We start from the raw sequence: 17,177 nt of genomic DNA on the forward strand, positions 1-17,177 counted from the left end.
GCAAAGAACCTCCAATTACCTTAAGGGTCTATTCTAATTTCGTAGAAAACTTAAGGCTCTATTGCGTTTCCTTACGGAAAAGGATGATTTCGCAACAAATCATTCTTCCGCCAGGCTAAGTTCGTAGACGTTCCATAGGGCCCCTAAGGGGGAGTACTTTACGTTTTGCACTTTATTGCGAATGGCGGCCATGGAGTACTGGTTGATTAAATAAATGAACGGCAGCTGTTCCTGGCCGATGCGCTGTGCCTCTACATAAATTTCACGGCGTTTTGCTTCGTCCAGTTCTTGGGCGCCTTTGATGTATAGCTGACCAATTTGTTTCTCCCAGTCGGCTACCACCCGTCCTTCGATGGGGTCTTGGCCCGGTAGTGGTTTTTGGTTAAAGGCATGGAGGCCGCCATCTGGGTTCCACACATTGGACCCCCCGTTGGGTTCTAGGCCACCGCCAAAGCTAATCAGGTGGCATTCCCAATCGAGGCTATCCCCTAGTTTTTCCACCAGGGATCCCCAGCTAATGGGGGTGAAGTCTACGGTGATGCCAATTTTGCTTAGGTCTTGCTTGATCTGGGCGCCGATGGCTTCGCGGACTTTATTGCCGGCATTGGTAATTAGGGTAAAGCGCACCTGGTTGCCGTCGGCATCTAACAATTGGTTTTTATCGTCGTATTTGAATCCGGCTGAGAGCAGCAGTTCTTTCGCGGTTTCTAAATTGTAGTTATAGGCGCGAATGCCGTCGTTGTCGGGGCTGGCGGAATAGGGGCTGAGGGGAAAAATGGCTGAATCTTGGAGCACGCCCAACCCTTGGTAGATATTGTTGAGCATGGTGGGGCGGTCGATGGCGTGGGCAATGGCTTGCCGAAACGCTAGGGTGTTAAACCATTTTGACTTGGCTGGATCTACTAAGGGTTTGCCGTCGCGGGAGCCTTTGTTGAGGTTAAACGAGATAAACAAACTGCCTGGGGAGGGGCCACCGTTGTAGACGGTAAAGTTGCCCCGGTCTTCTTCGCGCTTTAGTAGGGAAAAGTTATCGGGTTTGACGCCGGTTAAATCTAGACCGCCGGAGCGAAACTGGACGAATTCACTATCTTGGGATTCGACCACCTGCCACACGATTTCTTCTAGGTAGGGCTGGGATTGGCCTTCGCCGTCGGTGCGCCAATAGTAGGGGTTGCGCTCGAACAGGACCCGTTCGCCGGGGGTGAATCCTTTGAGTTTAAAGGGGCCGTTGACGATGATGTCGCTGGGTGGGGTGTTGGTGGCCCAGGTGGAGAGAAATAGGGGCTTACCTTCGGAGTCGTTTTTGGTGATGGTGTCGATCAGGGCATGCTTGGGCATGATGTTGACGCCGGTATTGCGCAGGAGCGGGGCGTAGGGCTCGTGCACTTCAAATTTGACTTTGCGATCGCTCACCTTAGTCACCTTGGGCAGGCGACCTTCATCCCCCACCCGCAGAATGTCAATAATCTGCGTGGGAATCGACTCATTAAAAAAGATGTCGTTGTAGGTGAACACCACATCATCGGCGGTGAGGGGTTCCCCATCGGACCACTTGAGGTTTTCCCGCAGGGTAAAGGTGACGCTGAGGCCATCGTCGGAAAATTCCCAGGACTCGGCCAGTTCTGGCTCCACTTCGCCCGTTTCGTAGTTTTCTGTAATTAGCCCTTTGTAGGTCAGGCCAAAAATATTGGGCCGTTCGCTACTGAGGGGATAGTTAAAGGTTTTGGGATCGCTGAGGATGCTATACACCAACCGGGACGACTCCGCATCCCGCGTTTGGAAATTGTCTAAGGAGCAGCTTGCGATCGCAACCACCATCACCAAGCCCATTAACCAGTAGGACCACCTGCGCAACATACGAACGCCCATAGAACAGCCAGACACAATTTCTAGCTATTCTAGCGGTTCTGTGTAGAGGCATTACGTGCAATGCCCCTACACAGAATTATGGGCCTCCTATTGGCTAATGGGCGCTGCCCCACCTACGAGCTTTTGGGATAACGAATTAGCCAGGGGGACGGTGTCGGTTGGGGCACCTCGTCGCTAATGCGCTGGCGAATCTCCTGAATGTCGCGTCCCGTTAGCCGGGCCAGATTTTGCGACTCCTGCTCAAACCGGGTCATTAAACTCCGCAAATATCGTTGGCCCCGATCTTCCGCCTCATCAATAATGACACGATAGTTTTGGCCGGTTTGATTTTCTAACCGTTGCCGTGCCGCCGCATCGGGATACTCTTCCCGTAGTCGTGCGGGACAGTCTAGGCTGCCCGTAAACGCATGGCGCGTCACGTAGCGGCCCTGGAAAAACTGACGATTAGACGTGGTTTGAAACATCAAATCCTCTGGAAACTTGTCGCGGCTATAGCGCACATGGAGGCGGGAGATAAAAATTGACGACGGTCTCGGACGGCGGGGCGGAGCAATGACCGAGCCCGAGCGTCGTGGTTGGGGCGTTGGTTGGTCCAGCCAGCCCACCCCAGCCGCTTCCAGTTCCTCTGGGGTCAAAACAGGGGCTGAACACGGGTCGCAACTGCGCATGTCCCAGGCATATTCTAGAAAGGCTACATTTTTATTTTCCTGTTCGTAGCGCCGCTGGAACATTTCTGGATAAACCTGGCCAAAGTCGTCTTGAACAAACAACGGCAGGTCAATATCGGTGGGCACATTCACCGTGCGGTAGTTCGTCAGCTCAATGCGGCCTTCAGGGGAAAGCAAATAAACAATCAAATCCTGGTCGCCATCCGCATTGAGCATGCCTAGGCGGATGGGCAGCATAAACTTAGGCGAATCATAGCTAATCTGTAGCGGTCGCAGAGACTGATAGCCAGTGCTATCGAACTCGTCGAGATTCACCTTAGCAACAAAGAATTTCATCTTCTGGCGGATGTAGGGTGCCAGCACCTCACTAGCCCCCTCCGGCAGCTGATATTGGTTTTGTCGCAGCCAGGTTTCTAACCCATCAGATTCCTTGGCACTGAGGATGAGAATATCGTACTCCCCCACCGAAAACTGTTCTTCGATGGTTACCCCCAGGGACGATGGCGGGGCGGGGGCAGCCGTAGCCTCCGCCACACCATCCGCCACGCTCAGCGATAGCCGTCTATTGGCTAGGGGGCGCATAATTTGGCACGGGTCGCTGTCGAAATATTCCACTAGACGGGGCGCGCTAAACGCATCGAGACGATCCAGCACAATAGATTCGGCCACGTCCACCTGGTCTTCGGTAATGACGGTGGGAACGGGCACCACCATGGCAAAGTCGCTCACCTCTCCTTGGTAGTCGTTGCCCATGGTGAGGACAGTGTGGTTGCCGTCGCGGGCAATGGCCACCTGGGAGGCCTGGTTGTAAAGTTCAGTGTCGGCCTTGGCCACGTAGAAGCCGCAGAAGGCATGGGCCGGTTGGGGATGGATGCATAGGGTGACCGTGGCGATCAGGGCCATCAGACCTATGCGTAACAAACTGATCATACAGGGGTCCTTTACGTGCGACAGAAAATTAAAGAGAGAAATGCAATATTTGTCTACGAAGCCGGTATCTTATCCCTTCCGAGGAGGGAGCCCATCTGGGAGAGGGGGCGTAGGCCAGTGGCGCTAGTGGTCGAGACCCACCCCGCCTTTGGCACCCCTCCCGAGAGGGGATTTTGTTGCAGCTAGTGGGAAAGATTTTCGAGAAATATTTTTGGGAGATATTCTTGTCTAGTTTGCAGATGAAAGGGGCGGTTTAAATTGTTTCCATTCAAATCTGGGAGACTCCCATAGTTTGTCTAGCACGATTGTTAGGGGCGCTAGTAAGAACAAGGCCCAAAAGACGGCTGTGGAGAGATAAAACTGATTGCGTAAAATAAAAGTTAGTATTGCTATGGCCAATGCCCAAATTAACCTAGCGGGGCGGGCATTGGGAATTGATCTGGGGTCGGTCACCATAAATAGGGCAAACAACAGCAGCGAACCGCTGGTCATGCGGTGGGCCCATACGTCCCAGGTCCAGCCCAGGTAAAGATTGCGGCATGCCTCTAGCAGGGCATAGCTGGCTAGGAACATGCCGGTGGTGTCCCAGCGACCCACTCGTTTGAGCACCATGCCCCCTGCGCCGATAAAGATCAGGGCATACCAGATTTCGTCGCCCCACTGGCCGGGGGAGACCCAGGCATCGTTAGTAAGGGTGAGGGCGGCGATGATGCCCAGGTTGGCGGGATTAAAGAAGTGTTTGTTATGGGTTTTGAGGAGGAATTTGCTGGCAATGGCGATGGCGGCGGCGAAGGCCATGGTGGCGATGTGGTCAGTGCGCAGCAGCAGGCTGAGGCCCAGGGCCGTGATGAGGGGACTGCGCCAGTTGACTTCGACTCCGCTCAGCCACCGGCCAGTCTCTTCGTGCCCTGAGCGGAGTCGTATAGCCCTAAGGGCATGGGCAAGCCTAACGCGAAGCGTCTCCTTTGGAGTTAGGGACCAGGAAAGCAGCCCTTGGGTAAGTAGAGCCGTGAGGATGGCGGTGGCGACGATGGCTGGCTGTAGGGACCAGTCGCGCATGGCCACCCCTAGTCCGAGAAATAGGCTCAGGCAAAGAATTTGGTAGTCGCGGGCGTCCTTGAAAGAAGGAAGGTGCGATAATCGCGCTTTGAACATATCCATAGGCTGCTTTCCATACAGGCACGGTTGCTAGTATGGCTGATGCAAATCCTTGATGGCCTCTGAGTTACAAAAAACGAAACGACTCACTCTTGATAAGCGATCTACACGGTCACTGTATATTCTTTGTGAACCTCGCCGACGATTTTAGTCGGGCCATAGCCGCCGCAGGGCTGTGAGTCTGAACCCCTGCGACGGCTTAAAGGTTCTCTTATTTCGAGGTCAAACGCATATCAGAGATGCTTAGGGAGAAGGCTTCCCCGGTTTCGAAGCCTAGGGCTGTGAGCTGCCCCATATCTGCCCCAGCGGCCACTAAGCTACTTAAGGCAATCTCTATCTCGGTCCATTCCCCGACGGGGGCGTCGGTAAACGCCTGAGTCATATCCAATTCAGCCCGACAGTCATCACCGCATTCGGCAAATAGTGTGACCGCACCTGCGGGAGCTGTATCCACACGGTATTGAATAACCAGAGATAGATCATCGTAGTGAGCGGCGGCCGTATAGTCTGTGGCAGGCCCCGCAATGGCAACGGTGGCCGATTCTTCACCACTCCACACAAACTGTTGGGCATCTTCCTGGGCGTCGCGGTCAATGGCGCGGATGGTGATGGCTTCGCCTAGCTGGGTGCGGGCATCGACCACCGTGCTAGCAGTGTCTCCGGCTGTGGCCTGGATGCTCCAGGGGGCAATGGGTTTACCGTAGGCAAATAAGGCATTGCTTGTGGTTGTTTCACTGCCGTCTAGGCCAGAAATTTCTGGTAGCTTGGCGACGTTGCCATTGTCTTGGTAGGTAAGGCCATAGCCATAGGGAAACAAGGGATCGTAGTTTTCATCGCCGCGATTGACCTTGGTTTGGATGGCGGTGCGGGGCCAGGAGAAGGAGAGTTTTCCTTTGAAGTCGTGGTTGATGTCTCCATTGGGCTGGCGCACTAATACATCGGCAATGCCATTGCCTGCGCTTCCCGGTAGCCAGGCCGCCACAAAAGCATCTGAAGCATTCATTTCAGGGGCCACCCATAGGGGCCGACCGGAGAGAAAAACGGCTACGGTGGAGATGCCCTGGGCTTGGAACGATTGCAGCTGCTGTAATTCTTGATCGGATGTGTAGTCTAAATGGTCGATATCTCCCTTAAACTCAGCGTAGGGATCTTCTCCAAATACTACAATGGCCACATCTGGTTTCTGGCTGTAGCTGCCGTCTTCGCTTAGTAGGGCAGTGCCGCCCCCCGCTTCGATAGCGGTTTGTAACCCTTCCCAGATGGAGGTGCCATTGGGAAAATGTTCTCGACTGTTGCCCGTGCCCTGCCAGGATAGGGTCCAGCCGCCGGTTTGTTTGCCGATGTTATGGGCTCCATCGCCAGTCACTAGAATGGTTTGATCGGTGCGTAGGGGCAGAAGATTCTCTTGATTTTTTAGCAGTACTAATGATTCTCGCACGGCTTGTTGGGCAATGGCTTGGTGGTTGGGGTTGCCGAGTACGTTGTATTTGCCAGCCAGGGGCCGGTCTGAGGGTTTTGGCTTTTCAAATAGACCGAGGCGAAATTTGACGCGTAAAATCCGACGAACGGCATCTTCTAGTCGTTTCTTGGGAATTTCTCCTGATTTTACCTGGGCTAGGGTATTGGTATAAAGCTCTTCCCAGGTGTCGGGGGCCATGAACATATCGATGCCCGCATTGAAGGCAATGGGGCAGCTCTCGGTGGTGCAGCCTAGGATTTGGCCATGGCCATTCCAGTCGCCGACGACAAACCCGTTAAAGCCCATGTGTTTTTTTAGGACGTCGGTGAGTAGGCCTTTGTGGCCGTGCATGCGGATGCCCTGCCATGAAGAGAAGGAGGCCATCACCGTTTGGACGCCGGCATCTAGGGCGGGGGGGTAGCCTGCGCCGTGGTAGTCCCGCAGGTCTGCTTCGCTATCGATATTGTTGCCCTGGTCTTTGCCATCTTGGGTGCCGCCGTCGCCGAGAAAATGTTTGGCGGTGGCAATGACGTGCTGGCTGTTGAGAAAGCTGTTAGTGCCTAGCTCTCCTTGTAAGCCTTGAACTACGGCAGAGGAATATTTGGCAACGATGTCGGGATCTTCTGAATAGCTTTCGTAGGTGCGGCCCCAGCGATTGTCTCGCACTACGGCTAGGGTGGGGGCAAAGGTCCAGTCCATGCCGGTGACGATCACTTCACGGGCGGTCACTTCGCCGATTTGTTGCATGAGGGCGGGGTTGTGGGTGGCGCCTAAGCCAATATTGTGGGGAAAGATTGTTGCGCCGATAATGTTGTTGTGGCCATGGACGGCATCGGTGCCCCAGAGAATTGGAATGGCGGTGTGCCCATTGGTTGTATCCATGGACGCGGTGTAGAACTCATCGGCTAGGGCGAGCCATTTGTCTGCTGCGGCGCGGACATCGTTCTGGGGGGCGGAATTCCCGCCATTGAGAACTGATCCCAGCCGATAGCGACGCACATCCTCTGGGGTAACACTGCTGATGTCGGCTTGGATGGTTTGTCCTACCATTTCCTCGATGGTCATGGTGGCCATGAGTTCGGTAATGCGCTGTTCGATGGCTGGGTCGATTTCTGCCCCGCCGGTGGTGGTGGGCCAGTTTTTGGGGCTGATGGTGCCAGGGGCATTGCTTTGCCCCCTGCTACTGGCGGCGGTATAGGCGGCAAAACCACCCAGCACGAGTAAGAGGAGTAGGGGACCAAGCATCTTGAGTTTCATAGGGCAGCTGCGGAGGAAATCTTAAACCGAACTGGGTAATCGGAACGAGGATTATTGATTAGCTTTTACAGTCTGGGTAACTGGCTATCCGTACCCAAATTATGAATGCTGGCACTAGAGTTCCCTGTTGAGCATCCGGGTTGCTGCGGATAATTCGAAAATTTGAATACTAGCTACGGTGGCGGTGTACTTGGTCAAACTATTAAGGGGGTTCTCAGTCTTTCTTCAGCTGTAGTGTTTACTCTGGTTAGAGTCCTCAAAGCTTGAACCATGACGATAGTATCCCGTGCGGTCCCTTTTGCGATCGCAACTCTCCTCGCCATCTCCACCCCGGTGCTAGCCCAGCCTGCGCCAGGTTTGCAAACGATGACAGTCGATCGGCTAGGGCAAATTTTACAGTCGGAGTTGAGGACGCTAGAGGGCGAAGATGGCCGGTGGCAATTTCAGATCGGTGAGCGCACCGTGATTGTCTTAGCCGATGCGGATAGCGATCGCATGCGAGTCTTTAGCCCGGTCATATCCGTAGACGCCCTCACCGGACCGCAGGTACAGGCGATGCTAGCGGCCAATTTCCACACCGCCTTAGATGCCCGCTATGCCGTCACCGATGGCACCGTCGTCGCAGTTTATGTCCATCCATTAAGCACCCTACAGGGAGACAACTTCCGTTCGGCGCTGCGACAGGTGGTGAGCCTAGCCGAAACCTTCGGCACCTCCTATTCCAGCAATGAACTAAACTTTGGCCTGGGTCAGCGCCAGCGCCCCAGGGGGGTGGAAGAAATCTAGTGGGCCGGTGCTTATGACTAAGCAAATTAGGCTTCAACGGGTTGGGGAAATAGGTGCACAATGTCATCCGGATGCATCGGTTTTCCCAAATAAAACCCCTGAATAATGTCTACACCGCAGGCCTGGACAAAATGCAGCTGAGCTTCCGTTTCCACCCCTTCAGCGACGACGCAAAACCCTAGGTCATGGCAGAGGTCGATGCTGGACTTGAGTAAAATTTGCCCCCGTTCCAGTTCTCCTTGGGGGGGCATCACCAGATTGCGATCCAGTTTAATTTCATCGGCATCCAGGGTTAATAAACTGGTCAAACACGAATAGCCGGCGCCAAAATCATCAATGGCAATTTTGTGGCCTGCATACCGTAGTTCAGCAATGACTGATGCGAGGGCATCTAGCTGAATCGTATAGGTATGCTCCGTAATTTCAATATAGAAATGTAGCTTGTGCGCCTTGGCACGGGTAATAAAGCGTTGGACGGCCTGTTTATCCAGGAGAAAGTCCTTGTCAAAGTTGATGCTAATAATGGGGACACAAACCCCTAACTGTTTCCATTTAGCGGTCTGTTCAAAGACTAAATCAATCACCTTGCTATCTATGGCCTTGGACAAGCCCTGTTGATAGAGTGCGGGCAAAAAACTAGGCTGTAACGTGTTACCGTTTTTATCTTTTAATCTTAATAACGCCTCCATGCCAATAAAATTTAGGGTTTGGGCATCAAACTTAGGCTGAAAATGCAGCAGTAAAGTGCCCCCCCTAAACTGCTTTAGAATTTTTTCTGCGGTGTTAATTTGAGTGAGCCGACTATTTTGGTCCTCAATAAATACACGCTCTTCATAATGGTTTAGTTCCTCAGAAAAGAAGCCATAGGCATCTTTCTTTAGGTAGCTAACCAACGACGATGGCACTTTATATTGGCGGTTAACTAAAACAAGAAATGGCCAATAGATTAAGGCATCCGCTGCGATACAAAGTAACTGAATAATAACAGCGAAAATAGAACCGTCCGATGCCACATAGGCACTGTATATGGGGGGAGACATCCAGTGCGTTGGTGTCAAAGCGATATCGAATAAACCTAGATTAATAGCGCCTAAGGCAATGGCCATATTGACAAATGGAGCTAGGAAAAAAGGCAAGAAGAAAACGGGATTTAAAATTATTGGTAGGCCAAATAGTAAGATTTCATTCACGTTAACTAGGGAAAAGAATAAGCCTAGCCGCGCAATGGATTTAAAGTGCTGATTTTGATGGGTGAATAGGATCAAGAAGGGAATCACAAATGTGGATCCAGACCCACCGATGTTCATAAATACATCATGGAAGGTCTTAAATTTAACCCCCGTGGATTGCCCAACGGGGATATCCTGCAGTAGCTGAAAGATGCCTTCAGAGGTATGTTCCCCATGGAACCCTAGGATCCAAGTAGAAAGGGAAACTGTTTTATATAGAATCAGCTGCTGAATATCGCTGAGGTTATGTAGGCGAGGTAGCCAGTCTGCAATGGCTGCGATCGCACTGCTGTGTAGACACAGATAGATGACTTGACTAAGCACCTCTATGCTGAGAATTGTTAGCAGGCTAGGGACAGCTAAATTAACCGTTTTCCGTAATTTTGGACTGATATTTTTTGAGGATTTAAATAACCTAAGTGCACGAAAACTTGAGAAAAAAGATAGCCCCCTAACGGTAATAAACGATAGTAAAAGACTAACCACTATCGAGGCATTGCTAGATGTGAGCTCCGACGTTGCATTAATGCCGAGGAAGCCCGATGCCCTAAAAAAACAGACCATGCCGATTAACATGGTCCCAATTTGATCTAATTCTTGCTCTTTTGCTAATAAGCTACTGAGCGATAGATTTAAAAATAACGGGATTAGAAAAAAATATAATCGATTTATTTCAGCTGCATTGATCAGGGCATTCTTAATGCCTAAAAAATCGAAAATTGGCGTGAAATTAGAGAGTAAAACTAAAATATTCATTGCCAAAACAATTGGCAAGAGAGAGGTAAATGCTTCTCGTATAATTAGAAAAAGCCTAAATTTTGTAAAGTCTCTCAACATTGCTGCGGCATACTTGTGCTGGGCTCATTTTATAAGTATTCCCGATTTTGAAGCTAGCTAGTTTGACGCTGTCTGTTTTGATGCAAAAGTTTAATTCATCGTTAGTAAAAGACGGCTGTTCAGGGTTATGAACTTAAATGCTTGGCAGCAGTAATCTGGGAATTTGGCAACAATAATTGTGCCTGACTTCTCTGCGGTGAAAACCAGATTTACATGGTTGTGCGCTAGGGGGGAAATACTGATTTTCCTAGAGAAAAATGATTTAACCGTTCTTGGTTTGCTACACGCTTTACTACAGACCTGATGGACAGACAGACATTCCTGGTGTAGGTTGCGAAAATGCAGTGAAGCCCAACACCCGAAACGGCTACGCCAGGGCTTTAGTGCAGCCATGCGGCTTTGCCCAAGCTACAACAGACCAAAGGTTTCGAGCATTTTGTCGGTCAACCCGCTATGGATGTTAGTCGTTGCCTGGGGCAGTCCCTATCCTTTGACGCAAATAACCTGTTTTAGGGTGGCGACGACTTCTACCAAATCTTGCTGATTGGCCATAACGTCATCGATGGGTTTATAGGCTGCCGGAATTTCGTCAATAATTCCTTTGTCCTTGCGACATTCAACCCCTTCAGTTTGGGCGATTAGGTCGTCTAATGTATAGGTATCTTTAGCTTTGCTGCGGGACATAACGCGACCGGCCCCATGGCTGCAGGAGCAAAAACTATCGTGGTTGCCCTTGCCCTTCACGATGTAGGATTTTGTGCCCATGGAGCCGGGGATGATGCCATAGTCGGTGGGACGTGCTCTTACGGCCCCTTTGCGGGTGACGTAAACATCGCGGCCAAAATGTTCTTCTTGCTCGGCATAATTGTGGTGGCAGTTGACGGCTAGCAATGGCTTGAATGGTTTGCCTCCACCGAGATGTTTTTCGATGATGTGCTTAAAGCGGGCCATCATTTCTTCTCGGTTTTGCAACGCATAGGCCTGGGCCCATTGCAGATCGTTCCAATAGCTGCGGAATTCGTCGGTGCCCGCAACAAAGTAGGAAAGATCGGGGTCGGGTAGTTTTTCGTTGGCTAGCTTCCGTAGGTTTTTGGCGGTGCTAATGTGGTTTCTGGCCAGCATGTTGCCAATGTTGCGAGAGCCGGAATGGAGCATCAGCCACACGTTGTCTTCGGTGTCGATGCACACTTCAATAAAGTGGTTGCCGCCGCCCAGGGAACCCATTTGGCTAAGGGCTTTTTTCTCTAGATGTTGCACCCCTTTGTGCAGGTCTTTAAAGCTGCGCCAACCCTGCCAGTTGTGGACAGATTTGTTGATCTTTTTATTGCTGTCAAAGCCGGTGGGAATGGTCGCTTCGATTTCTTTGCGGATTTTTTTGAGTTTGCCGTCTAATTTTTTGCTGCTGTAGGGGGTTTGGATGGCGCACATGCCGCAGCCAATGTCGACACCTACGGCTGCGGGCACCAGGGCCTCGTCGGTGGCAATGACGGAACCCACCAGGGCCCCTTTGCCCAGGTGAACGTCGGGCATTAGGGCGACGTGTTTGTAGACGAAGGGCAACGAGGCAACGTTTTTAGCCATTTGGATCTCTTTCGAGCTGAGATCGTGGTTGGCCCAGGAGAGGACGGGTTTATTGGTTTTGAAGGGAACGTTGTTATACGGCATGGTGAGGACAATCTATTGGTATACCTGGTTCATCCAGGTTTGGACAAAATCGCGCCGGTGTACATCGGTCCAGGTGAGCCAGGTGTCTTGGTCCACATGATCGGTGACTGCGTCAACCAGGGGCCAAAAGGCTTCGTCCAGTTCTTGTTTGAACCGTTGGGGCTGGGCGTACATAAATTTGGACTTTTTTGGGGTCATCCTGGCTAGGAATTTGGTGCGTAGGTAGTAAGGGCTTTTGAGTTTGAGGGCAAAGCTGCCGTCGGTGGCAAGGCGGACCATAAAGCCTTCGTGCTCGACGTGGTGAGACTTGCTGATGGCATCGGCAAAGGTGCAGGGAAACCAGGTGGGACGCGGTGTTTCGAGAATAGCTGCGATCTCATCCAATTCCGCCTCTTGTTTAAACCCACCCCCTAAAATACCGCCCCCAATCAGGTGCAGCCCATGGTCTTCCGGGGCGTATTGAATAATGTGGGGATCTTCGGGGTGGATCGCCTCCCACAGTAAGGTAACGTTGCGATTTTCCCTTAACCAGCCCAAGACTCGGCCATATAGGCCGTTCTTATAGAGCAGCGATTGGGCATAGTCCACATATTCTCCTTGAAAAGACCCAGAACAGGTAACGACGACCTGGGTGTTGTCGTAGGGATGGAGAAACGTGCTGACTAAAAAGCCGTTGAGTTTTTCGACCGCAATAATCTCTGTTGCGGGGGGCAGGGTGGTGCCCCGTTCGAGATAGTTAAAGGTGCGAGGAAAGGGCTGGTTGACCGGGTTGCCATCTAAGCCCACAACGATACCCCGAGCTTGTTTCAGTTCAGGATGGTCATCCCAGGCTGTGGGGGTGAAAAAGGCTTTGGAGGTGTACTTATATAGGGTGAGCCGAGACTGGCTGACGTGCTTGACCAGCTTTTTAGACACCAACGGTTCCATTTGTTTTGCAAAGCTGGGGGGGCTATGTCTGTGGTTAAACTCGCAGGGGATTTGCACCTGCTCCTGGGCGGGGAGGCGCATGGCGGTGAGGGGGCCGCCAAATCCGGCGCCGGTTTCTAAGGAATAGGTGCGTTCTCCTGGGGAGGTGAGGGGAATGTGTCCCCGCACGACGCTTAAGCTGCTGGTCTGGCGGAAATGGCCATCGGTGTCGTAGTTTTCGTTAATGCGACAGCGCCCATACACCCGCTCTTTGTCGGGCTGTAGCACGGGGTCGAACCACTCGATATCACCGTGGCACAGCACATAGTTGCCATAGCGGTAGAAGGAGGGCAGCGACCAAATAAAGTCTTTTACCTGGGTTTGGTAGGTTTTGTCGCGCTGTAGGATTTTGTGCAGGGTGGCCCGGGTAGATTTGCTTTTGATATTGTCGCCGTGGAGGCCGCGGGCCAGATTGTTGTCGTGGTTGCCGCGTACGCAGTAGTGGCCCGCCGCCACAGCCTGCCTCACCAGGTCTAGCACTTCTAAGGATTGGGGGCCGCGATCCACCAGGTCGCCGAGAAAACATAGCTGGCGTCCGTCTGGGTGGTGAAAGTCTTGGTCGTAGCCCAGGGTGTGGAGCATGGTGTGGAGCGTTTGGGCCAGGCCATGGATATCGCCGATGACATCCAGTTGGGCGCTGTCTGGAATGGTGGGGATGTCCACAGCCAGGGTGACATCCCCTGGGGCGACGGTGAAGGGCCATTGGGAATCGGTTTGGATGCGATCGCAGAACTTTTCCACCACCGCCGCGGGCACCACACAGCGCCGCTGTTTATTTTGCCGCTGCACCCGTTCTCGGGGCGGGTTAAAAATCACCACCTGCACCGGCACCCCTAGCTCATCGGCAAGGGTGGCAAAGGGTTTGCGTTCCTTATCGCTAATCAGGGTGGCATCCACAACGGTGGTTAGTCCGGCCTTGAGGCGGGCCCGCACCACGTTTTCTAAGGTGGCAAAAATTAGCCGATCGTCCGTGGCCAGGGGGCGATGGGCCACCTGGCCATCGACTACGGTTTGGCCGGTGCCAAAAAACGTTTGACGCAGGGCATCGCTGGACAGCACCAATGCGGTCGGGAGATGCTGACATGCGGTGGATTTACCGGACCCCGGCGCGCCTGACAGCAGCACAAGACTGCCAATTTGAATTGAAATTTGGGTGGTGGGACTACTCATGGTGAGTGCTTCAAACGACTACAGCTAGATTTCGGGTGCCGGTGGAGAAAACTATGGGATTCAAACTAGGCTGCCCCAGGATAACGTTGCCAACGCCGTTTTGTGGGAATGGCGTGGCACCGTCAATGCATCAAAAAAAGGCCTAGGGAGAAAGTCCCCCTGGGCCTGGTGTGTGCTGTTTGGTCGTGTTAATTAACGGCGTTGGCCCCTAACGGCGTTGGCCCCTAGCGGCGTTGGCCCCTAACGGCGTTGGCCCCTGCGTTGGCTCCGCATTTCCTGCATCTGGGCCTGTTGCTCGGCGGTGAGCACACCTTCGGCGGCGGTGTGGGCTGTCTGCCGAATTTCCTGGAGCTGGGTGCGCTGGTCTTCGCTCAGGTCCAAACCCCGCATGGCGCGCATCCATTCCCGACCGGTTTTATCGGCGACGGCTGTGCGCTGCTCTGCGGTCAATACGGCTTCCGCCTGGGTGCGGGCATTCTCTTTGATGGCATCCAGTTCGGCCTGTTGTTCGGTGGTGAGGTTCAGGGCCTCGGCGCGGCGGCTGTGTCGCTGTCCGTGGCGTTCTGCTTTCATGGCCTGCAGCTGGGTTTGCTGCTCATCGGTCAATACTTCATTCATGGCGGCGCGGGAGTCTTCCCGGATGGATCGGAGCTGGGTGCGCTGCTCTTGGCTTAGGTCCAATTGGCGCATGGCGCGTTTGAGTTCGCGTCCTTCCACATCGCCTACTTCGGCCTGTTGGTCCGCCGTCAATACGGTATTTATCTGGGTGCGAGCATTCTCTTTGATGGCATCCAATTCGGTTTGCTGTTGGGCCGTGAGATTTAGCGCCTCCACCATTTGCCCAGGGAGGGCGTGGGCTCTATGGGCCTTGAATATGGCGGTGGTACCTAGCACGGCGGTCAACATGAGTACGCCGCTGACACATTGTTTGATGGTGGGAAAGTTCATGGGGTTGGTGTGTTTAGTGATGGCCTTATCCTAGCTAGGGGCAATTCTTTTTGGCGTCTAGCGGGAGTCATCTCTAACCAGGGCTACGGGCATGGCCTAATCATGACTTTAGTCACTTGTCAGCCCGGCGGTGCCTGGGAAATGGGTGCCCCCTATAAAAGAAAGGCCCAGGGGGATATTGTCCCTGGGCCGAGGTGCCCTCTAGAGTTGCTGTGACAGTATTCTTAGCTGTGGGTTAACGGCGACGACGGCTGCGCCGCTGTGACCGTGTGGCCGTGGGTTAACGACGACGATTGCGCCGCTGGGACTTCATTTCCTGTAGCTGGGCTTCCTGTTCGTCGGTGAGTACCTCATTTACAGCGGCGCGGGAGTCCTCACGGATGGACTGGAGCTGGGTGCGCTGCTCTTCGCTGAGATCCAATTGGCGCATGGCGCGTTTGAGATCGCGCCCTTCCGCATCCCCCAGTTCGGCCTGTTGGTCCGCCGTCAATACCGCATTCACCTGGGCCTGGGCATTTGCCTTAATGGCGTCCAATTCAGTTTGCTGTTGGGCCGTCAGATTTAGCGCCTCGGCCATCCGCTCAGGGAATGCCTGGGCACTATCAACCTTGACCATGGCGGTGGCACCCACCAGAGTGGTAATCATAAGAGCGCCGCTGAGACATTGTTTGATGGTTGGCAGGTTCATAGGTTTGATTGTTTGGTGTGTTGAACGATGGCCTTATCCTAGCCAGGGTGAGTTCTCGGTAGCATCTAGCGAGAGTCATCTCTGGGGGCGGTTAAAGTCACGGTGTCGCCATGACTTTCGTCACTAGTCGGTTTTTTGGGCCGGTTTGGTCTGTAGACTTCGGTTAGGGTAAAGAACAGCCCTGCCCCCATGGCAAAAGCCTAACGGCAATATCCAACGCTAATCTTCAGCAGTCTTTCCATGACGACCCGCGCCATTCAGTTTCAGAACCACCCGTTTCGGTTTTTGCTCTACCTGGAGTGGGGCCTGTTGGCGGTGTCCATTACCGGCATTTTGACCATGCCCCCAATGCGTGAAATTGGGCGCCGTGGCTTGTCCAATGGGGTAGCCCCCGCCTTTACCCACTGGCCCTTATTCACCGTGGGCTGCCTGCTGTTGTTTGGGCTGTTGGGGCTATATTTACCCACCAAAGGGTTTTGGCTGAGGCTGGGCCACATTGCCGCCCAAGTGGCCCTAATTTTGGTCACCTCCGGGCTGATGCTCCGGGGGGCGCGTCTGTTTCCGTTTATTTACCTGGTATTAGTCATCCGTAGCTGTCTCATGGTGGGGTTGGTGGGCCGCATCACCGTGACATCCCTTGCGTTTCTCTTGTTTATGACCACCCTGGGGTTAAAGTTTCGCTCTGTAGGGGGGCGGGTGCCCCGCCCGGTGCGCCACCTGGTCGGCAGTCTGCAAATGAATCTAGTCGTTTTCTTCGGCTTGTCTTTGGTGTTTACCCTGTTGTTGGTCAACGCCCTCCTCAACGAGAGAACGATTCAGACCCGACTACAAAAAGCAAACGAAGACCTGAAGCGGGCTGCGGTCCAGACCAAACAACTGGCAACCGCCGAAGAACGCAGCCGCATCGCCCGCGAGATCCACGACTCCCTCGGCCATTCCCTCACCGCCTTAAATATTCAATTGGAAGGTGCGATCAAACTGTCCCAGCGGGATCCGCAAAAGTCTCAACAACTACTCACCGAAGCAAAACGCCTTGGCTCCGTGGCCCTGCAGGATGTGCGACAGTCCGTGGCCACCCTGCGGAATAAATCTCCTAACCAAAAATCTCTGCAGAGCCAGTTAAATACCCTGATTGATACCCTGACGGCGAGTACCGGCATTACCCCGAGCATCAACCTGCAAATATTAAAACCCTTGCCCGAGGCCATGGGGGCCGCCCTCTATCGCCTCGTGCAAGAAGGCATTACCAATATTGTTAAACATGCCAACGCCACGGCGGTGGAGCTCAGTTTGATGGTGGATGACCAGGGCACAAGACTGCTGTTGCGAGATAACGGCGATGGGTTTGACATTAGCCAAACCTCCACAGGCTTTGGTCTCCAAGGTATGCGGGAACGGGCCCAGGCCATTGGCGGCCAGCTCACCGTCAACAGTCGCCCCGGCGAAGGCTGCGAAATTCGGTTGACGGTGCCTGGCACCTAGGGACGTGCCCAGCGTGCAACGTTTCCCACAACAGAAATCGGTAATCAGAGTCACAGAACACAACC

Annotated in this window: 11 protein-coding genes; 2 read left to right on the forward strand and 9 right to left on the reverse strand. The window is 53.2% G+C overall.

The features are described 5' to 3' along the window. Window positions 1–99: 99 nt before the first annotated feature. From IXB28_RS05080 to IXB28_RS05095, 4 genes are all read right to left on the reverse strand, one after another. The gene (locus IXB28_RS05080) at window positions 100–1,857 is read right to left on the reverse strand and encodes an ABC transporter substrate-binding protein (RefSeq protein WP_246559613.1); all 1,758 of its coding nucleotides are present in this window, start codon (window positions 1,855–1,857) and stop codon (window positions 100–102) included. Between the two features lie 125 nt (window positions 1,858–1,982). After that, window positions 1,983–3,467 carry a DUF2330 domain-containing protein gene (locus IXB28_RS05085; protein WP_215617453.1) on the reverse strand — a complete coding sequence of 495 codons (1,485 nt, stop codon included), beginning with the start codon at window positions 3,465–3,467 and terminating at the stop codon, window positions 1,983–1,985. A gap of 228 nt (window positions 3,468–3,695) precedes the next feature. Beyond that, window positions 3,696–4,526, reverse strand: a complete 831-nt coding sequence (locus IXB28_RS05090; RefSeq protein WP_246559614.1) for an RnfABCDGE type electron transport complex subunit D — start codon at window positions 4,524–4,526, stop codon at window positions 3,696–3,698. A 310-nt stretch (window positions 4,527–4,836) separates the two neighbouring features. Further along, window positions 4,837–7,341, reverse strand: a complete 2,505-nt coding sequence (locus IXB28_RS05095) for a glycoside hydrolase family 3 protein (protein WP_215617454.1) — start codon at window positions 7,339–7,341, stop codon at window positions 4,837–4,839. A 270-nt stretch (window positions 7,342–7,611) separates the two neighbouring features. Between IXB28_RS05095 and IXB28_RS05100 the strand changes: the two genes are divergently transcribed. Next, window positions 7,612–8,127 (forward strand): type III secretion system chaperone, encoded by a 516-nt coding sequence (locus tag IXB28_RS05100; RefSeq protein WP_215617455.1) that lies wholly within the window; start codon window positions 7,612–7,614, stop codon window positions 8,125–8,127. A 26-nt stretch (window positions 8,128–8,153) separates the two neighbouring features. On the opposite strand, the gene IXB28_RS05105 is transcribed toward IXB28_RS05100, so the two are convergent. The 5 genes from IXB28_RS05105 to IXB28_RS05125 form a co-directional block, all read right to left on the reverse strand. Then, the gene (locus IXB28_RS05105; RefSeq protein ID WP_215617456.1) at window positions 8,154–10,193 is read right to left on the reverse strand and encodes an EAL domain-containing protein; all 2,040 of its coding nucleotides are present in this window, start codon (window positions 10,191–10,193) and stop codon (window positions 8,154–8,156) included. Window positions 10,194–10,676: 483 nt separating this feature from the next. Next, complete coding sequence (locus IXB28_RS05110) at window positions 10,677–11,858, reverse strand: RtcB family protein (RefSeq protein ID WP_215617457.1); 1,182 nt, start codon at window positions 11,856–11,858, stop codon at window positions 10,677–10,679. Between the two features lie 12 nt (window positions 11,859–11,870). Further along, window positions 11,871–13,994, reverse strand: a complete 2,124-nt coding sequence (locus tag IXB28_RS05115; RefSeq protein ID WP_215617458.1) for an AAA family ATPase — start codon at window positions 13,992–13,994, stop codon at window positions 11,871–11,873. A gap of 240 nt (window positions 13,995–14,234) precedes the next feature. After that, complete coding sequence (locus tag IXB28_RS05120) at window positions 14,235–14,942, reverse strand: Spy/CpxP family protein refolding chaperone (protein ID WP_215617459.1); 708 nt, start codon at window positions 14,940–14,942, stop codon at window positions 14,235–14,237. 280 nt (window positions 14,943–15,222) lie between these two features. Then, window positions 15,223–15,630 carry a Spy/CpxP family protein refolding chaperone gene (locus tag IXB28_RS05125; protein ID WP_215617460.1) on the reverse strand — a complete coding sequence of 136 codons (408 nt, stop codon included), beginning with the start codon at window positions 15,628–15,630 and terminating at the stop codon, window positions 15,223–15,225. A gap of 240 nt (window positions 15,631–15,870) precedes the next feature. On the opposite strand from IXB28_RS05125, the gene IXB28_RS05130 reads away from it, so the two are divergent. Further along, window positions 15,871–17,112 (forward strand): sensor histidine kinase, encoded by a 1,242-nt coding sequence (locus tag IXB28_RS05130; protein ID WP_215617461.1) that lies wholly within the window; start codon window positions 15,871–15,873, stop codon window positions 17,110–17,112. The last annotated feature ends 65 nt before the right edge of the window (window positions 17,113–17,177 follow it).

It is taken from the genome of Leptothoe kymatousa TAU-MAC 1615 (assembly GCF_018739865.1).
Lineage (GTDB): Bacteria > Cyanobacteriota > Cyanobacteriia > Phormidesmidales > Phormidesmidaceae > Leptothoe > Leptothoe kymatousa.

Bases quoted from the DNA above. Each gene is read 5' to 3' on its own strand.
- IXB28_RS05120 (WP_215617459.1), bottom strand. From the start codon at position 14,942: ATGAACTTTCCCACCATCAAACAATGTGTCAGCGGCGTACTCATGTTG.
- IXB28_RS05100 (WP_215617455.1), top strand. From the start codon at position 7,612: ATGACGATAGTATCCCGTGCGGTCCCTTTTGCGATCGCAACTCTCCTC.
- IXB28_RS05095 (WP_215617454.1), bottom strand. From the start codon at position 7,341: ATGAAACTCAAGATGCTTGGTCCCCTACTCCTCTTACTCGTGCTGGGT.
- IXB28_RS05085 (WP_215617453.1), bottom strand. From the start codon at position 3,467: ATGATCAGTTTGTTACGCATAGGTCTGATGGCCCTGATCGCCACGGTC.
- IXB28_RS05110 (WP_215617457.1), bottom strand. From the start codon at position 11,858: ATGCCGTATAACAACGTTCCCTTCAAAACCAATAAACCCGTCCTCTCC.
- IXB28_RS05125 (WP_215617460.1), bottom strand. From the start codon at position 15,630: ATGAACCTGCCAACCATCAAACAATGTCTCAGCGGCGCTCTTATGATT.
- IXB28_RS05080 (WP_246559613.1), bottom strand. From the start codon at position 1,857: ATGTTGCGCAGGTGGTCCTACTGGTTAATGGGCTTGGTGATGGTGGTT.
- IXB28_RS05090 (WP_246559614.1), bottom strand. From the start codon at position 4,526: ATGCGCGACTGGTCCCTACAGCCAGCCATCGTCGCCACCGCCATCCTC.
- IXB28_RS05115 (WP_215617458.1), bottom strand. From the start codon at position 13,994: ATGAGTAGTCCCACCACCCAAATTTCAATTCAAATTGGCAGTCTTGTG.
- IXB28_RS05130 (WP_215617461.1), top strand. From the start codon at position 15,871: ATGACGACCCGCGCCATTCAGTTTCAGAACCACCCGTTTCGGTTTTTG.
- IXB28_RS05105 (WP_215617456.1), bottom strand. From the start codon at position 10,193: ATGTTGAGAGACTTTACAAAATTTAGGCTTTTTCTAATTATACGAGAA.